This is a genomic window from Cryobacterium sp. TMT1-62 (assembly GCF_004403145.1).
In the GTDB taxonomy this organism is placed as follows: Bacteria; Actinomycetota; Actinomycetes; order Actinomycetales; family Microbacteriaceae; genus Cryobacterium; species Cryobacterium sandaracinum.
This window is the reverse complement of sequence record NZ_SOGZ01000040.1, coordinates 18,907-34,251: the sequence shown is the minus strand read 5'-3', so window position 1 is coordinate 34,251 and position 15,345 is coordinate 18,907. Positions and strand designations below refer to the sequence as shown.

General features: G+C 63.6%; 17 protein-coding genes, 1 pseudogene and 1 riboswitch. Of the genes and pseudogenes, 11 read left to right on the top strand and 7 right to left on the bottom strand.

The genetic code is table 11. The annotated features are described in order from the left end of the window. Positions 1-184: 184 nt before the first annotated feature. Entirely contained in the window at positions 185-781 is a 597-nt protein-coding gene (locus E3T34_RS11605; protein WP_134343065.1) for a hypothetical protein, read from the bottom strand. A 65-nt stretch (positions 782-846) separates the two neighbouring features. Between E3T34_RS11605 and E3T34_RS11600 the strand changes: the two genes are divergently transcribed. Beyond that, complete coding sequence (locus E3T34_RS11600) at positions 847-1,434, top strand: TetR/AcrR family transcriptional regulator (RefSeq protein WP_134343064.1); 588 nt, start codon at positions 847-849, stop codon at positions 1,432-1,434. Positions 1,435-1,563: 129 nt separating this feature from the next. On the opposite strand, the gene E3T34_RS11595 is transcribed toward E3T34_RS11600, so the two are convergent. Both E3T34_RS11595 and E3T34_RS11590 read right to left on the bottom strand, forming a co-directional pair. After that, the gene (locus E3T34_RS11595; protein ID WP_134343063.1) at positions 1,564-2,325 is read right to left on the bottom strand and encodes a hypothetical protein; all 762 of its coding nucleotides are present in this window, start codon (positions 2,323-2,325) and stop codon (positions 1,564-1,566) included. A 740-nt stretch (positions 2,326-3,065) separates the two neighbouring features. After that, positions 3,066-3,350, bottom strand: coding sequence for a hypothetical protein (locus tag E3T34_RS11590; RefSeq protein WP_134343062.1), 285 nt, complete (start codon positions 3,348-3,350; stop codon positions 3,066-3,068). A gap of 281 nt (positions 3,351-3,631) precedes the next feature. Continuing rightward, positions 3,632-3,725: riboswitch (TPP riboswitch) on the top strand. Between E3T34_RS11590 and thiM the strand changes: the two genes are divergently transcribed. The 3 genes from thiM to E3T34_RS11575 all read left to right on the top strand — a co-directional run bounded on the left by thiM (position 3,719) and on the right by E3T34_RS11575 (position 6,677). Then, positions 3,719-4,525, top strand: a complete 807-nt coding sequence (thiM, locus tag E3T34_RS11585) for a hydroxyethylthiazole kinase (RefSeq protein ID WP_134343061.1) — start codon at positions 3,719-3,721, stop codon at positions 4,523-4,525. Its footprint overlaps the riboswitch before it by 7 nt. After that, a complete protein-coding gene (gene thiE, locus E3T34_RS11580; RefSeq protein WP_166785359.1) occupies positions 4,522-5,175 on the top strand; it encodes a thiamine phosphate synthase in 654 nt (217 codons plus the stop codon). Before thiM ends, thiE begins: the two co-directional genes overlap by 4 nt. Next, positions 5,172-6,677, top strand: a complete 1,506-nt coding sequence (locus E3T34_RS11575; protein WP_134343060.1) for a bifunctional hydroxymethylpyrimidine kinase/phosphomethylpyrimidine kinase — start codon at positions 5,172-5,174, stop codon at positions 6,675-6,677. The genes thiE and E3T34_RS11575 overlap by 4 nt, the downstream gene beginning before the upstream one ends. Before the next feature lie 74 nt (positions 6,678-6,751). Here the strand turns inward: E3T34_RS11575 and E3T34_RS11570 are convergent. Together E3T34_RS11570 and E3T34_RS11565 are read right to left on the bottom strand one after the other, a co-directional pair. Then, positions 6,752-6,916: pseudogene (locus E3T34_RS11570) on the bottom strand (recombinase family protein); the annotation flags it as partial. Between the two features lie 834 nt (positions 6,917-7,750). Continuing rightward, positions 7,751-8,995 (bottom strand): IS256 family transposase, encoded by a 1,245-nt coding sequence (locus tag E3T34_RS11565; RefSeq protein ID WP_134343059.1) that lies wholly within the window; start codon positions 8,993-8,995, stop codon positions 7,751-7,753. Positions 8,996-9,252: 257 nt separating this feature from the next. Here E3T34_RS11565 and E3T34_RS11555 point away from each other — a divergent pair, with 257 nt between their 5' ends. From E3T34_RS11555 to E3T34_RS16760, 5 genes are all read left to right on the top strand, one after another. After that, complete coding sequence (locus tag E3T34_RS11555; protein WP_104101798.1) at positions 9,253-9,468, top strand: DUF2945 domain-containing protein; 216 nt, start codon at positions 9,253-9,255, stop codon at positions 9,466-9,468. A 49-nt stretch (positions 9,469-9,517) separates the two neighbouring features. Then, positions 9,518-9,652, top strand: a complete 135-nt coding sequence (locus E3T34_RS16765; RefSeq protein ID WP_255570364.1) for a hypothetical protein — start codon at positions 9,518-9,520, stop codon at positions 9,650-9,652. Further along, a complete protein-coding gene (locus tag E3T34_RS11550) occupies positions 9,631-9,978 on the top strand; it encodes a DDE-type integrase/transposase/recombinase (RefSeq protein WP_166785303.1) in 348 nt (115 codons plus the stop codon). Before E3T34_RS16765 ends, E3T34_RS11550 begins: the two co-directional genes overlap by 22 nt. 602 nt (positions 9,979-10,580) lie before the next feature. Then, complete coding sequence (locus E3T34_RS11545) at positions 10,581-11,219, top strand: GPP34 family phosphoprotein (protein WP_134343057.1); 639 nt, start codon at positions 10,581-10,583, stop codon at positions 11,217-11,219. A gap of 38 nt (positions 11,220-11,257) precedes the next feature. Continuing rightward, positions 11,258-11,383: a hypothetical protein gene (locus tag E3T34_RS16760; RefSeq protein WP_255570936.1), complete on the top strand. Its 126-nt coding sequence runs from the start codon at positions 11,258-11,260 to the stop codon at positions 11,381-11,383. Positions 11,384-11,973: 590 nt separating this feature from the next. Here E3T34_RS16760 and E3T34_RS11540 read toward each other — a convergent pair. Then, positions 11,974-12,330, bottom strand: a complete 357-nt coding sequence (locus tag E3T34_RS11540; RefSeq protein WP_134343056.1) for a TetR/AcrR family transcriptional regulator C-terminal domain-containing protein — start codon at positions 12,328-12,330, stop codon at positions 11,974-11,976. Between the two features lie 36 nt (positions 12,331-12,366). Here E3T34_RS11540 and E3T34_RS11535 point away from each other — a divergent pair, with 36 nt between their 5' ends. Next, positions 12,367-12,921, top strand: coding sequence for a post-COAP-1 domain-containing protein (locus tag E3T34_RS11535; protein WP_134343055.1), 555 nt, complete (start codon positions 12,367-12,369; stop codon positions 12,919-12,921). Between the two features lie 649 nt (positions 12,922-13,570). After that, positions 13,571-14,326: a transposase gene (locus tag E3T34_RS11530; protein WP_134343054.1), complete on the top strand. Its 756-nt coding sequence runs from the start codon at positions 13,571-13,573 to the stop codon at positions 14,324-14,326. A gap of 50 nt (positions 14,327-14,376) precedes the next feature. Here E3T34_RS11530 and E3T34_RS11525 read toward each other — a convergent pair whose 3' ends face one another. Then, the gene (locus tag E3T34_RS11525; RefSeq protein WP_104101834.1) at positions 14,377-15,225 is read right to left on the bottom strand and encodes an alpha/beta fold hydrolase; all 849 of its coding nucleotides are present in this window, start codon (positions 15,223-15,225) and stop codon (positions 14,377-14,379) included. Positions 15,226-15,345: the final 120 nt, after the last annotated feature.

Genomic DNA, 15,345 nt, shown 5'->3' with positions numbered 1-15,345 from the left:
ACCCACAGAGGGGTGATCGGTGACCCGGGATCCGAGGATTGACGAATCCCGTCGGTTGAGAGAGTCAGTAAAACGATCAGTGCAAGCACGCCCAGCGCCCCGGCTGACCAGATGAGGACTCGACCGAGCTTGGTGACAGTCCGTCGATCGCTCCCCGGAGGCGCTGTCGGCAGAGTCACGGCTTCTACTGCTGCCCGGATGTGGCGTTCGCGTGCACGTCGACCAATGGGCTCAATGTCGGTCGCTTCTTCGGCCAGAGGGTATACCCGAGGGCCCACAACACTTCGATCGCAACGACCAGGAGAAAAATGCTGTTGAGGTCGTTGAGCGCGCTGGTTCTGGTCTCGTTATCGACGACCACGGTCAACAGCCAAATGGTCCCCAGAGCCACGGCCACAGCCAACGCTGTGCGCGCGACGTCTTTCCAACACTCGACCGCATAACCNCCGCATACCCCCCCCCCCCCCCCGTAGAGCTTGATCGGCTGCGGCCCATTCGCGAACCGATAGGCGAAATGGCGGTCGGCCCACGCGATCATCTTGTGCCCGTGAGCCACGGAGAAGCCGAGGTAGATCGCAGCGATCCCGTGGAAGACCGTCGCCGTCGCGCCCGATGTCAGATCCATCGCCGTGACCACGAGCAAGATGACGTCGACCACCGGCGTCATCGCCAGCAAGGTCAGTCCGGTCCTTTTCAGACGCAGCATATATCGGGCGACGAGACCCAATGCGATCAAAACCCAGAAGCCAATTTCGGAGGCGACGATGATGGCAATGATCATAAATCCCCCAGTCGATGCGTCTAGGCCCTGAAAACAAACTAGCACGCCCGTGCTAATATCAATTTATGGCGAGAACGATCGACCGGGACGCACGCAAGGTACAGCTCGCTCAAGCGGTGTGGCAGATCATCCTCGACCAAGGAATCAGCGCGGTATCGGTGCGCACCGTTGCCGAGCAGGCTGGCGTGGTGGTCGGCTCCCTGCGTCATGTTTTCCCCACCCGCGCTGAACTCCTGCAGTTCTCCGCCGAGCTCATGGTGCAGCGCGCCACCGACCGCGTTCTCGCTATTCGTGAAGGCTCGAACCCAGCGGAGTACGCGCTGGAGGTCCTGAAAAACTTCTTGCCTCTTACCGCTGATAGTCGCGCGGAACTCGAGGTCAATATCGCGCTGATTGCGGAAAGCCCTGCGTTGCCGCAACTTGTTTCCATCAGAAATCGCGCTTACGAAGAACTGGGGAACGGCTGCCTCCGACTGGCCGAAAAGTTGGCCTGCAGGCCCAGCGGCCCTGAACTGGTAGAACGAGCGCGCCATTTGCACGCCGTTCTCGATGGCCTTGCCATTCACCTACTCATGGAACCACCCGGAAACGACAGCACCTGGGCAACCGTCATCCTCGAGAAAGAGCTTGCACGCATCATCAGAAACCGCTGACCAGCACCTAGTGCGGAGTCACCTGCGATCGGTGCATGCGGCCGGGCAATCCACGGATCCGTGCGGAGTTCCGCAAGAGGACCGTCTTACGGGCAAGAGCTTATGGTCTCGGCGTGGCTGACTCTCACGTCAGTGCGGCGATCCCAATTGGTCAGGGTCAGTGAGTGCCGTCTCGGGCGTGCAGCCTAATTCACCTGGCTGCAGCGTCACCGGGGGTGGGTAGACGTCGTCGACCGTCCCGTTCTCGCTCTTGATCAGGACGCAATCTTCGGCGGAACCGAACGCGACGCCGACCCGATCTCCGGCGCTGCTCACCTGGACGACGACCCGCGGCGGAGCGACGACCTCGAACTCGCCGGTCGGAGTGGTGAGTTGCGCGGAAATCGCGCCGATGATCGCGTCTACCGTCGCCGGCGAACCAGTCTGCACTCGCGCGAGAAGCACCGCCGATGCCACCTCGCGCGCGGTGTCCGACACGACAGGGACGATGCTGTCGTCGACGCGAGGCGTCACGATGGCGGCATCCGGTGGGCAACCGATCGGGTCGATGCCGTCAGACGATTCCCATGTGCCGACCTTGCCGTAGTAGTCGAACTCGATTCGGAAGCAAAAGGGGCCAGGTGCGCCCGTGGACGCGTTCTTGAGCCCTGGCACGAAAACCCGGAAGTCGAGGCTGCCGAACGGTTCGCTTAGGTCGGTCGACTGCCGGGTGTCGACGCCGACCAGCTCGATGTCCGCGCTGTCGCTAATGGCTTGAGCGACTGCAGCGCGCGCCCAGCCGTCGATGTCGTCGGGTCTCTCCCCGCCGATATCGCGCGCGAGGTCGGCCGCCCGCACTTGCGCGACGACCTCCGGGGTGGCGTCGTCCGTGGAGGCTGACCCGGTCGTCAACGATGTCGGCTGTGAGCATCCGGTTAGGGTTAGCGCGCTGACCGCCATGAGGCCAACGAGGCGGGGAGTTGCCGTCATGAGAAAGGATGGCCTCAAGCCGGGCAATCGTGGTCGCGTGCGGTGCCCATACGACGACGCGCCTAGGTCGCGAAGAACCATGAGGGTGACTCCAATTTGCGACGCCATAACGTGGAGCCTATTCCTCGACGCACCTGAAACCGCGTCGTGGCTGTATGTCTGGCAGCTGGGGTAGCCCGCTGCAGGCCGACGTTGCGCTGATGGAGACGCCCTCGCTGGTGCCGCGGATGTGTAGTTGCAGACTATCGCCGGTGTAAATGTCGGTGCCTAATGCTCGATCGCTTCGGACGAAACCTTGTGCCTCCTCTGCTTTCGCGATCTCGGTGAATATTTCTTCCTGGCTGAGGCTCTGCCCACTGACGGGAAGAAGCACCGAACCCGTCACCTTCATCGGATGCTGCCAGATTGCCCTGGCAGCCGAGTGACTGTCCCACATGTTCAACGTGAACGTCACCACAGCGGATGCACTTAGCTGTTTCTCTCTTGCGATCTCCGCGCGTCGAAACCTATGGGATACAAGACACTGACACCTGCTCCGAAGCGACGCGGGCATATAGCTAAATGCGCCAAATAGCGATCACAGAACGCCGCCACAGCGCGCTAAAGTCACAAACAAGATCGCCCGAGGCAACGTCGAGCGGGCGCGGATCAACGCAGCGACGTCACCACACACGCCGCCAATACCCGGCAAGGTCGTCGCCGAACTCATGTTTGGCTTCTGGACCTACCTCTTCGTGGACGCTCACGAGAAAACCATCTGGGTTCCTCATCTCCACAAAGCCTTCCCACCAAGTACCGACAGAAACCCGCTCAATGACGCATTGGCCGCGCTGCGAGATTTCCGAAACAGAGTGGCTCACCACGAGAACATCCTCAACGGTTCTGAAAGCGAACGCCGCCGAATTATCCACATCATCCGGTTGCTCTCTGCTGATGCGCTTGCTCACTTCAAAGCCAACAGCGAGGTAGCCACGATCCTGGCTGGCCGACCGTAGGGAAGCTTCTGAGACCAGGGTGCGGCGTCCTGACTCGTCCCCGGGCAGCATCAGTCATCTAATTCTCGGTGTCTCGCAACTAACGATGAATCCGCCGCCCATGGAATACGAGACGCTCGGCCAGCTCTTGGTGCGCTCGCGCAATGACCTCGTTCCGTCGGCCAGTCGCCAAGATACTGGCCGCGTCCAACCATGAATTAGAACGAAGACGCTGCGATACGCTGGGCCATAAGCCAAGTGACACGGGGTGCTCCATCTGGAGCTGAGATAACACCCGTTGAACCTGATCTAGTTAGTACTAGCGAAGGGATGTCGCGCAAATGCGCACGCCAGAAGAACTTATTTCATTCACCTGTTCAGCGCTTGACGAGGTGCGGTCCCGCCCGCCCCTCGTGCAGTGCCTCACCAATAGCGTCGTGGTGAACTTCACCGCTAACGTGCTGCTGTCGCTCGGTGCGGCGCCCGCGATGGTCGACATTCCGGGCGAGGCGGGCGCGTTCGCGCGGATCGCATCTGGGCTGCTCGTCAATCTCGGCACGCCCACCGCCGAACAACGCGACGCGATGGTCGAGGCCGTCACAGCCGCGAACGATGCTGGAACACCGTGGGTGCTCGACCCCGTTGCCGTCGGTTTCCTGCCGGTGCGCACGCCGCTGGCCTTCGCCCTTCGCGACCTGCGACCCACGGTGGTGCGCGGAAACGCGTCGGAGATAATCGCGTTGGCGGGCGCCGGATCTGGCGGCCGCGGGGTGGATTCATCCGACGAGGTGGATGCCGCCCTGGCCGCGGCGCACGCGCTGGCCGGGATGACCGGTGGGGTGATCGCCGTCTCCGGGCCGGTCGACATCATCACGGATGGCCGTGAGTTGGTGCACATCGACAACGGGCATCCGTTGCTCACCCGCGTCACCGGCGGGGGCTGCGCCCTCGGCGCGGTCATGGCCGCGTTCGCCACGGTCGACGCCGACAGGTTCTTCACCACGGTGGCCGCGGCCACGGTGTACACCGTCGCGGCCGAGCTCGCGGCAGAGTCCGCCGCCGGTCCGGGCAGCTTCGCTGTCGCCTTTGTGGACGCCCTAGCCACCGTCAACGCGCAGGACATCGCACGCCGGGCGGTGCTCCGATGATCCTCGACCTGTCGCTGTACCTGGTGACAGACTCGGGGCAGGCCGCGGCGGCCGGGCGCAGCATCGTGGACGTGGTGCGGCACGCCGTTGCCGGAGGCGTGAGCGCCGTGCAGGTGCGTGAGAAGGAGACCGCCGGGCGGGAGTTCCTCGACACCGTGCTGCGCATCGCGGATGTGCTGCCCGACACCGTGGCGCTGATCGTGAACGACAGGGTCGACGTGTTCCTGGCCGCCCGTGCCGCCGGGCGCCGGCTGATCGGGGTGCACGTCGGGCAATCCGACCTGCCCGTCGGCGCGGTGCGCGACCTCATCGGGGGTGACGCGGTGATCGGGCTCAGCGCATCGACGGATGCCCAGCTGCGCCGCGCGGCCGAGGATCCTGCCCTGATCGACTACGTCGGCATTGGCGCACTGCACGCCACACGCACCAAGAGCGACGCGCCCCCTGCCCTGGGGCTGGCCGAGTTCGCACGCCTGGTCGGGGTCAGCACGCTGCCGAGCGTGGCCATCGGCGGGGTCGGCCTGCGCGACCTGGCCGCCCTCCGTGAGTGCGGAGCGGCGGGCGTCGCCGTGGTGTCGGCGATTTGTGCGGCACCGCATCCGGAGCAGGCGGCCCGCGAGTTGCGAGCCGCGTGGGGCGTGACGGCATGACCGGCGCATCCCCCCGCATTGCCCGCGTGCTGAGCATTGCTGGTACCGACCCGACCGGCGGAGCGGGCATTCAGGCCGACCTCAAAAGCATTGCGGCGAACGGGGGCTACGGTATGGCCGTGGTGACCGCACTGGTCGCGCAGAACACCCACGGTGTGCGCTCGGTGCACGTGCCGCCGGTCTCCTTCCTGCGCGAGCAGCTGCACGCCGTGAGCGACGACGTCGACATCGATGCCGTCAAGATCGGGATGCTGGCCGACGTGAACGTCACCCGCACCGTGAGCGGGTGGCTCGGCCAAGTGAAGCCTGGGCTCGTAGTGCTCGACCCGGTGATGATCGCCACTAGCGGCGACCGCCTGCTAACCGAGGATGCTGAGGAGGCTCTGCGCGACCTGCTGAGCGTCGTGCACCTGGTGACGCCCAACATCCCGGAGCTGGCCATCCTTGTCGGTTCTCCCGTGGCGACGAGCTGGTCGGCGGTGCTGCGCCAGGCGCAGCACGTCGCCGAGACGTACGGGGTCCTCGTGCTGGCCAAGGGCGGACACCTCGCCGGTGACCTCGTACCAGACGCCCTCGTCGGCGCCCACACCGTGCGGGAGTTTCCCGGGCTGCGGATCGACACCCCGAACACCCACGGAACCGGGTGTTCTTTCTCCTCCGCTGTCGCGACCCGGGTAGCGGCTCGGGCCGGCACGGTAGGGCCGAGCCTGGCAGATTGGGGGGACGCGGTAGCCGAGGCGAAACTATGGTTGAGCGAGAGCATCGCCCACTCTGGCGACCTGCAGGTTGGCTCTGGCCACGGACCGATCCAGCATTTTGCCGGCCTGTGGCAGCGCGGCGGCCTGCACACCAGCCCCAGCCCGGCCCAGGTCGCCGAGGAATGGTGGCACGACATCCGTGACATCCGCACCGACACCGACGAGCTGCCGTTTATCCGAGCGCTCGGGGACGGATCCCTGAACCGGGACGCCTTCATCTGGTACCTCGCCCAGGATGCCCTGTACCTGCGCGACTACGCCCGGATGCTGGCCGTCGCGAGCCGGCTCGCCCCGACCGCCACCGAGCAGGCGTTCTGGGCGGCCAGCGCGCACGGCGCGATTGCCGCCGAACTCGACCTGCACTCCAGCTGGATCGCCGAGGAGACCCTGACCGGCGTGCAGCCCAGCGATACGACAACGGCCTACCTCAACCACCTGTCGACCGCTGGCGCGAGCGGCGACTACGGCGTCCTCGCCGCGGCGCTGCTGCCGTGCTTCTGGATGTACCAGGATGTCGGCACGCGGCTGTATCCGCTCTCGCACGACGCGCATCCGTACCGCAGCTGGCTGGACACCTACGCGGATGAGGAGTTCGCCGCTTCCACCGCACGTGCGATCAAGTTTGTTACCGCCGCCGCCGCAGCAGCGGCTGAACCGGCCCGGCGCCGCATGGCTCAGGCGTTCCGCGCCTCGGCCGCGCACGAGCGAGAATTCTTCGCCGCGCCCCTGACCAACCCCCGGTAGGAGTGCAGGTTCCTCCGTTCGCCCCGTTACTTTCTTCGTATCCCTTGATCGTGTAGTTATGTGAGGGTGTTGGGCTCGAGCAGCTTCTTCATCCCCGGCCGCTCAATCGCGGTCTTACTCCCAGACGTGACATCGGCGAACACATCTCGCTTCTGCACCCCGGCGGCGATAAGCGCATCCAGCTGGAGTTGAGCGTCCTGGCTCGAAGTGTTGATGCGGGTGTAGCGGAGCAATCTCATACGCCCCACTCTGCCTCGAAAAACCCCAACCAGAACGGTGAGATATGAATTGTGATGAGATGACTTTCTGAGACGTTCAGGCACCCCGAGATTTAACGGGAAGTGACGAGCAAGATCCAGGCTCGCTTGGTGTCTTGGAAAACTGTACTTTTCTGAGACTTCCCGTGGCACACGTCTGGCCTCGGTACTGCGGAGCGTCGCGCAAGGTCGGGCCCAGCGAGCGGACAGGCGGGAGGCGAAGTGCTGGCGGCTCGGCGCCGAGATCCCTGCAGGGATCTCGGGGGGAGGTAGTTGAGATACCTCCCCTTTCGATCACATGCCGGCGCAGTGCTCACATAGTGGCCAGTTGTTGGTGCCGGGCCGCTTGTTATAGGCGGGGATCTGCTGTCCGCTGGGGCAGTTGTCGTGAGTGTGGTGCACGTCGGGATCGGTTGCATTCGTGGAGTGGTATCAAAGTACGCGCATATCAGGCTCCTTTGCCTTCGTTTCGCCGCGAGGTTCGGCAATCTCAAGCGTAGAGAGAGGCGCAGACATCGGAACGACGAACGCCTGCACAGCTGTGCGTTCTGCGCTGTGCGTGTTTCAGACGCAAGCTTCAGTCCTCTATTTGGAGTGCCTGCTCCAGCACGCTTCGTGTCAAAACGGTGACGAGAGGTGCGGCAGTGGATCTGTTCCGGTAACAGGCGGCCCACTGATAGTCCAGTCAACTCAACCCACAGCTCTCGGGGGTCGGCATCGTCTTGGATCGTTGGCAGGGGCGCCAAGGCATCCTGCTCGGTCACGTCCCGCTGAGTGGTGGAATTTCTCAACACCATGCAGGTCAGTGGTTCTAGTTTAGGCGGCGGCGAGTTCGGGGAGGATCACCGCCTCGTCGAGGACCTCAATGGGGTTGTTCATGACGGCCAGCTCGAGCATCGAGGCCTCGGAGAAGTAGCGGCGTTCGCCGGCTTCCCACTCGTCGTGCTGCTCGATCAACACCGACCCGGCCAGGCGCAGCAGGGCCGCGGTGTTGGGGGACACGCCGACGACGTCGGTGCGGCGTTTGATCTCCTTGTTCACCCGTTCGAGCGGGTTCGTGGACCAGATCTGGCGCCAGTGTCGCCGCGGGAAGCCGGCGAAGGCGAGGAGGTCGGGTAGCGCGTCGACGAGCATCGCCGCGACCTTCGGGTGCGATCGGCCGAGCATGGTCGTGACTTCTCGGAACTGCTTCTCGATGTGCTCGCGGTCCGGCTGGGCGAAGATGGTGCGGATGATCGAGGCGACCATGTCCTGCGATCCCTTCGGCACCACGGCGAGGACGTTGCGCATGAAGTGCACCCGGCAGCGCTGCCAGCCGGCGCCCTGGAACACGGTCCCGATGGCCTTCTTCAGGCCGGTGTGCGCGTCAGACATAACCAGCTTGACCCCGTCGAGGCCGCGAGTCTTCAACGACCGCAGGAAGCTGGTCCAAAAGCCCTCGTTCTCGCTGTCGCCAACGTCGAAACCGAGGACTTCCCGGCGCCCGTCGGCAGCCACGCCGACCGCGACGACGATGGCCTGGGACACGATCCGGTGCCCGACGCGCGCTTTGCAGTAGGTCGCGTCGAGGAAGACGTAGGGGAAGTCTTGGGCGGCGAGGGTGCGGTCGCGAAACTCGGCCACCTCGGCATCCAGGCCCGCGCAGATCCGGGACACTTCCGACTTCGAGATCCCCGTGTCCGCTCCGAGGGCCTTGACCAGGTCGTCGACCTTCCGGGTCGATACACCGTGGACATAAGCCTCCATCACGACAGCGAACAACGCCTGGTCGACCCGACGGCGGCGCTCCAGCAGCGCGGGGAAGAAGGAGCCGGCGCGCAGCTTCGGGATCTTCAGATCGAGGCCCCCGGCCGTCGTCGTCAACGTCCGCGGCCGGGTGCCGTTGCGGTAGGTGATGCGGTCGCCCGAGCGCTCGAACGGGGCGGCACGGATGAACGCGGTCGCCTCCGCATCGATCAGTTCTTGGTAGAGAGTTTCGGTCGCGACGCGGATTCGGTCGGTGACATCGGTGAGTTTGAGTTCTCCCAGCAGGTCGAGCAGGGCAGACTGGTCTAGAGCCATCGTGTGGTGTCCTTTGTGAGTTCTTTGATCGGTACTCACTGACCATCCCACGGTGGCTCTTCACGTTGACGAAGCAACACTCAAGAGCGGGAAACCACACCACTCACGGGGACGTAACCGAGGGCCGTCACGAGCGCGTGGCAAATCAAGCGTGGAAAACGAATTACGCGGGCACGATCATTCCTTAGAACAGACAGGAACATGACACTCAGCCCACCCCTCTAGCCCAGGTCCGTCTCCGTCCGTATGCTTCAAGGATGACAGACTTCAGCACAGGCGACCGGGTCAGTTGGGCGACGTCTCAGGGGCGAACTCAGGGGGAGGTAATCGAGAAGAAGACGAGCGATTTTGACTTCGCGGGCAAAACGTTCCACGCCTCGAAAGATGACCCTGCATTTATCGTGAAATCTGAGAAAACGGATGCCGAAGCCGCGCATAAGGCCGGTGCCCTTCGCAAGCTGTCGCCACGTTAGGGGCAACTCAGCGCGCGACCGTGGCCAGCACCATGCGCCGCCTGGGTTGGTGAGCATCAGCCCCAAACGCTGGCGCACCACCACGGTCAGCCAAACCGAGGACGCCTATCCGGTCGACGCCGTCAAACGGCAGTGGGATACCGGGGCTCTGAACCAGGTCTGGTGGGCGATATCACCCACCTGAGGACCTGGGAAGGGTGGCTGTATTTAGCCACCGTGATCGACGCGCACTCGCGCCGCGTGATCGGCTGGGCCATCGCCGACCACATGCGAACCGACCTCATCCAGGACGCCCTGGTCATGGCCATGGCGCTCTGCGGTGAGCGGCCCGAGCAGGTGATCTTTCTTTCCGATTGCGGCACCAAATACGCGTCAGCGCAGATCACCGCGTTCGCTAAAGCGCACCGCATCACCCGGTCGATGGGCTACACCGGGGTCTGCTGGGATAACGCGATGGCGGAAAGTTTCTTCGCCACGCTCCAGACCGAGTTCTACCACCGACGCGTCTAGCCCAGCAACAACAAGGTATCCCGGGAAGTCGGCGCCTGGATCGAAGACCGCTACAACCGGCGCCGCCGGCACACATCCCTCGGCCAGATCAGCCCCGTCGACTTCGAACTGCAATACTCAAACCAGAACGCGGTCTTCGCTAAAGCTGCGTAACCCCGTATCCACTAACCGTGGGCAAGGCCACAAGGCGCTCGCTCAGCGAACCGGACCGGCGATCCGCTCGTCGTGACAAAAACTCGACCGGCTCAGCCTGTCGCTGGAGAACCTCCTCGATCTATCGAACTCCCTCCAGGAGTTCGGAGACACGGGCCCCACGATCTACCGGCGCCGGGCCAAACCATGAGCCTCGGCCGTCCGTCGGAGAAAGAGTCAGCAGCTCATCGACCTTGAGCAGCGACATTCCCGCTGGGGACTCCTCCCCGATTCGGCAAATCGGGAGATCGACAAGATCGGCGACTTCGGACAGGCGACGGCGGGGGTCGTATCCGATGTCGCATCGGACGTCGGAAATGCCGTCTCTGATGGCGCCGAAGCAGTAGGCGACTTCGTCGAGGATGCGTGGCCATGGTGACCTTGCCCCGTCGGCCTGAAAGAATAGGACCATGACAGACGCCACCACGTCGATGCCGAGCATCGCCGAAGACGTCCAGCTGATGCTCCAGCAGAGGCCGGGACAGCTCGAACCCGACCAGATCATGCCGGGCGCCGGCGCTTTGATCGAACTCGCGCTCGAAGGACGCATCCTGACAGACCCGAAGGCCGGATTTCTAACCGAGCCCGCTGACAACGCCCGCCTCGTGGTCGTCGACGACTCGCCGACCGGGTCCGCCATGTTGGATGACGCCCTTGCAGCGGTATCTGCTCGGCGACGACCCCCATTCGCCTACAAGGTGCTTCAGCCGGTGACTGTCGCCGTGGTGCCCCACCTCTATGTGGCACTCGTCGAGCGCGGGGTCGTACGCGAAACCGGCGGCTATCCGACCGGACGTGATCGACTCGAGATCGCTGACGAGTCTGTGTTCCTCGAGCGCAAGTCCGTTCTGGCGCGGGCGCGGACCCTGCCAGCAACGGTGTCGGATCCCCGAATCGGGGCGGTCATCGACCTGCTGCGTAACAACGGCACGTACCGTGGAGAGACGGGTCTGCTGTCGATCATCGCCGGGGACTGGTACCCGCCAGCGACGAGGGACGTCATCTCGTCGACACTTCGCGGCGTCCGCCATATGTCCACATCGCAATGAATGCGTGACCGTACGACTTTCCACGGGAGAGGATGAACATGACCGATACCGAAACGATGACCCCCACGTCTTCGTTACCCGCGACGCCGGCGTCCCCGAATGTGGATGACATCGGTTTCTGGGTGCACGAGCTGCAGTATCTGTTCAGCATCTCGCCGGGATAGCGCGGATCGGCAAGGGCTTCGGTGTTCTCGGTTCTCGGGGTCGGTGTGGGCGTTCTCAACATGGCTACCGGCGTCAACGGGATGTTGGACGGCGACGTCAGCTCAGACGACAGGTGGGCTCTCGCCGATGGTGTCGCGGGAACGATCACGAGCATCGGTTCGTTCGCCCTTCCGCCCGCGGGAGAGGTATTTGCAGGTGTCGGCGCGGCCTATACCGCCGGACGCTGGGCGGATCGCGAAGGTCAATGAAGAGGGCGGCGACGTCATCCAAGCCATGATCGGGAGCGTCGGCGCGAACCCACGGAAGGGCGCCACCCACACCCGCGCTGACATCCTCGACGAGCTGCTCATCGACGATGTGGCGGCCCTCGGTGCGTCCCAATATCCCGGCGGGTTCCAGTCTCTAGGACCATGCCCCATGTTGCCCCACGTCAATTCGCCCAGGCGCCCATCCATACGGGTTTTGTCTAGCAGCCGGGAGACCAGTCCGACAGACCCCCGAACAAGTGTGTGAGTCGCAAAGCTAAGCGGCGGTATCGCGTTGGCGCATTGTGGCCGGTCGTGCGTGTTCCCAGTCTTCCTCGTCAGTCTCAGCGCAGATCGTCGAGACCGGAATCGCTGGCGTAGGCGGTGAGAAATACGCGCGTGGCCTCCGCTGCATGGGCCCTCATTGCGGTGGTCGTCGGGAGGGCCTCGTCGCCCAGGAGCATGGCTTCGTTGACCAGCGCGGCGAGTACCAGCCAATTCAGGGTCGTGGCTGCTACTGCTGGGCTCGGTGTGCTCAGGAGTCCGCGCTGTACGAGCTTGGAGATGACGATGGCCAATGATTGGATCGATCGTCGGGGACCGTTTTCGAATAGGGCTTGGGCCAGTTCGGGGAAGCGGCTGACCTCTCCGCTCACTAGGCGTCGTAGGCGGAGCAGCCTCGGTGTCATGACGATTCGCATCTCGGTGACCTGTCGAACAAGACGGTCGTCTTTACCGTGACCGACTCGAACATGGTGACGCAGACGTTCTCCGCGACGACCAACGCCAGCGGAGTGGCCAGCATCACCGTGCCGCTCGCCTCGAGCGTGTACGCGGTCAAGGCCGAGTTCGCTGGCAACGACTACTACCTGGGATCTGCGACTGCTGCCGACACGCTGGTTACCGTCCAGGCCACCGGGGCCAAGGTGACCGGTGGCGGTTGGACATCCATCTCGACGGGCCGTACGTCATTCGGGTTCAACGTGATCCCCGAAGCCACCGGCTTCAAGGGACAGTTCCAGTTGCGCGCCAAGGCCGACAAGGCCAAGTTCCACGGCAACACCGCGATCAGCCTGGTCGTCTCAGGGAACACGGCGACGTGGACCGGCGGCGGGAAGTGGAACGGCACCGCGGGCTACACCTTCCAGGTGTCGGTCGTGGACAACGGGGCCTCAGGAGGGAAAAAGGGCGACACGATCAAGGTCGTGATCAAGAACCCCTCCGGTACCGTGGTCTTCACCACGGGTTCGACGCCGGTGGCCCTCAGGGGCGGCAACATCACCATCCACTGAACCGAGGAGTTGTGCGGCCAGCTGGGTGCTGGCCGCACAACCTCTGCGCGGGTGACGGCAATGGCTCTGACTGCGGGCTCAGCGCGGCCAGCGACGCGGAACATGGGCGGTTCTGCGCCGACACCGTCTGACCGAAGCGTAGAGACGACCAACGCCACCGCGGTGACCTATACGGGAAGCGCGCGCAGCGCCACAGGGGTGGCGCAATAATCGTTGTCCAATCGTGGCGGGCGCCTGCCGCGGGATCCTCGGCACAACGCGTGTCCAATCTGGTCGTCGGGCTTGGTGACCGCGAGGGATGCTGCGGTTGCATAGTTGGGTGCAGATGACCCGGCACGGGTACGCCTTGTCCGCGCGGACCCGGTCTGGGCATCCTTGGAAGGCAACACGGAAACCTTCAGTTCGGCGAGCAGTCGGGGTAGCGCGGGGGAGTCCCCGGACTCGGCAACGGGGTCAGCGACAAGCCTTAGGAGCGTGGGCCAGTCGTAGCAGTGTTTAAAACGCCGGTCGCGTTCCCGGGCTTTGGTATGGGGTCTGGAAAACTACTTGTGAGCGATTCGGATGGTCTGTTTCCCGCGACGAAGCTTGAGCATGTTGACCTGGTCGTGGATGACGGTGTTGAGGCTGGCGCGAATGTGAATAAACGGTTTTGAGTGTTCGAGCCGGCGGCGGTGATGTTGGTGCCACATCGCTGGTTGAGTGGTTGCCGCAGAATCACCTCTCTCCCTTCATCGCGGATATCGTCGAAACCCAGCTCGACCTGACGAAGGTTTACGCGTCGTATGCAAAGTCGAAGGGACAGCCGCCGTATGACCCCCGGCTGATGGTGCGTGTCCTGCTCTACGGGTATTGCGTCGGGATCCGGTCATCGCGGGAGCTGGCACGGGTCCGCGTGGATATGGTCGCGTTTCGCTGGTTGGCCGCGCAGCAGGCCCCAGATTTTCGTTCCATTGCCCAGTTCCGGAAACGCCACCTCTCCAGCTTGGGGAACGTGTTCTTGCAGGCGTTGGAACTCGGCCGCACTGCCGGGATGGTATCGCTCGGGCAGGTCGCGTTGGACGGCACGAAGGTGTGCGCGAACGCGTCCCTGCGCAAGGCGATGAGTCACGGTCGGTTGACAGAGAAGCAGAAGGTCCTCGCCGCTGAAGTCTCCGCGCTGCTGGCTGACGCGGACGCGATCGGCGTTGCCGAGAATGCGCGGTTCGGGAAAGACAAACGCGGCGATGAGTTGCCGCCGGAGCTCGCGCGGCGGGAGTCCCGCCTGGTGAAACTTGCCGAGGCGCGCGCTGCATTGGAGGCCGACGCGGCCGCTCTGGCTCGGAAGGACGCGGATAAGAAAGCCCGGGACAAGACTTTAGTGTCGGGCTATTCATGCATGGCTACGACCTATCACAAGGCGAAATAATCCTGCTTAAAGGGTACGTAACCCCGTCGGCGAGGTCCTTACGCGGTTGGCTATTTCGCGAGGAATGCGAGTACGTGCTGGTTCCATTCGTCCTTGTGCGAAACGGTGACCCCGTGCGGGGCGTCTGTGATCACGACGAGTTTGCTGCCGGCAATGGCCTCGTGAGTACGTTTGCCACTCACCTCGAATGGCACGATGGTGTCGGAGTCACCGTGGATGACCAGAGTCGGCACCGTGATTTTCGTAAGGTCGTCGCGGAAGTCGGTAGTGGAGAATGCGGTTACGCAGTCGAGCGTCCCCTTCGGCGATGCCAGTTGAGCGATGTCGAGATTATAGGCAATCTGCTCGGAGCTAACCTTTGGAGTGTTGACCGGGGACGGCTTGCCGGCGGTGAAGAACATCTGCAAAAATTCGTGCAGGAACGCCGGCCGGTCTCCGGTCAAGCCGTCGTGGAACCATTGAGCCAAATCGGCGTCGACGCCCCCGTCAGGGTTGTCATCCGATTTCCAGAGGTAAGGCGGCACGGCGCTGGCGAAGACGAGCTTGGCGATGCGGGCGGTGCCATAGGTACTGACGTATCGAGCGAGCTCTCCACCGCCCATCGAGAATCCGACGAGGGTGACCTCCCGCAGATCGAGGGTATCGATCACGGCCTTCAGGTCGGCGGCGAACGTGTTGTAGTCGTACCCATCCCAAGGCTGTGACGACTGGCCGAACCCGCGACGGTCAAAAGTGATGACCCGGTAGCCGGCCTCGACCAGTGCGGGTACCTGCCCCTCCCAGGACCTACTACTCAGGGGCCAACCGTGGATCAGTACGACGGGCTTACCGGCTCCGACGTCTTCGTAGTGCAGTTCGACGTCGGGACCGTTGTGATCCGGGGCGGTGATGAAGGGCATGGTCTCTCCTCTTAATCGGGGCGGTTCGTTGGAGGCAATACGAAATGTGCTACAGAGACAATAGGGGTTCGCTGGGAGAATGCTGAGCTGATGAGCACAGAGGCAAACCGTGTCACCATC

Excerpts from the sequence above, each read along its gene's own strand:
- E3T34_RS16760 (WP_255570936.1), top strand. The coding sequence starts at position 11,258 with ATGACCGATACCGAAACGATGACCCCCACGTCTTCGTTACCCGCGACG.
- E3T34_RS11565 (WP_134343059.1), bottom strand. The coding sequence starts at position 8,995 with ATGGCTCTAGACCAGTCTGCCCTGCTCGACCTGCTGGGAGAACTCAAA.
- thiM (WP_134343061.1), top strand. The coding sequence starts at position 3,719 with ATGCGCACGCCAGAAGAACTTATTTCATTCACCTGTTCAGCGCTTGAC.
- E3T34_RS11545 (WP_134343057.1), top strand. The coding sequence starts at position 10,581 with ATGACAGACGCCACCACGTCGATGCCGAGCATCGCCGAAGACGTCCAG.
- thiE (WP_166785359.1), top strand. The coding sequence starts at position 4,522 with ATGATCCTCGACCTGTCGCTGTACCTGGTGACAGACTCGGGGCAGGCC.
- E3T34_RS11575 (WP_134343060.1), top strand. The coding sequence starts at position 5,172 with ATGACCGGCGCATCCCCCCGCATTGCCCGCGTGCTGAGCATTGCTGGT.
- E3T34_RS11555 (WP_104101798.1), top strand. The coding sequence starts at position 9,253 with ATGACAGACTTCAGCACAGGCGACCGGGTCAGTTGGGCGACGTCTCAG.
- E3T34_RS11540 (WP_134343056.1), bottom strand. The coding sequence starts at position 12,330 with ATGCGAATCGTCATGACACCGAGGCTGCTCCGCCTACGACGCCTAGTG.
- E3T34_RS11600 (WP_134343064.1), top strand. The coding sequence starts at position 847 with ATGGCGAGAACGATCGACCGGGACGCACGCAAGGTACAGCTCGCTCAA.
- E3T34_RS11525 (WP_104101834.1), bottom strand. The coding sequence starts at position 15,225 with ATGCCCTTCATCACCGCCCCGGATCACAACGGTCCCGACGTCGAACTG.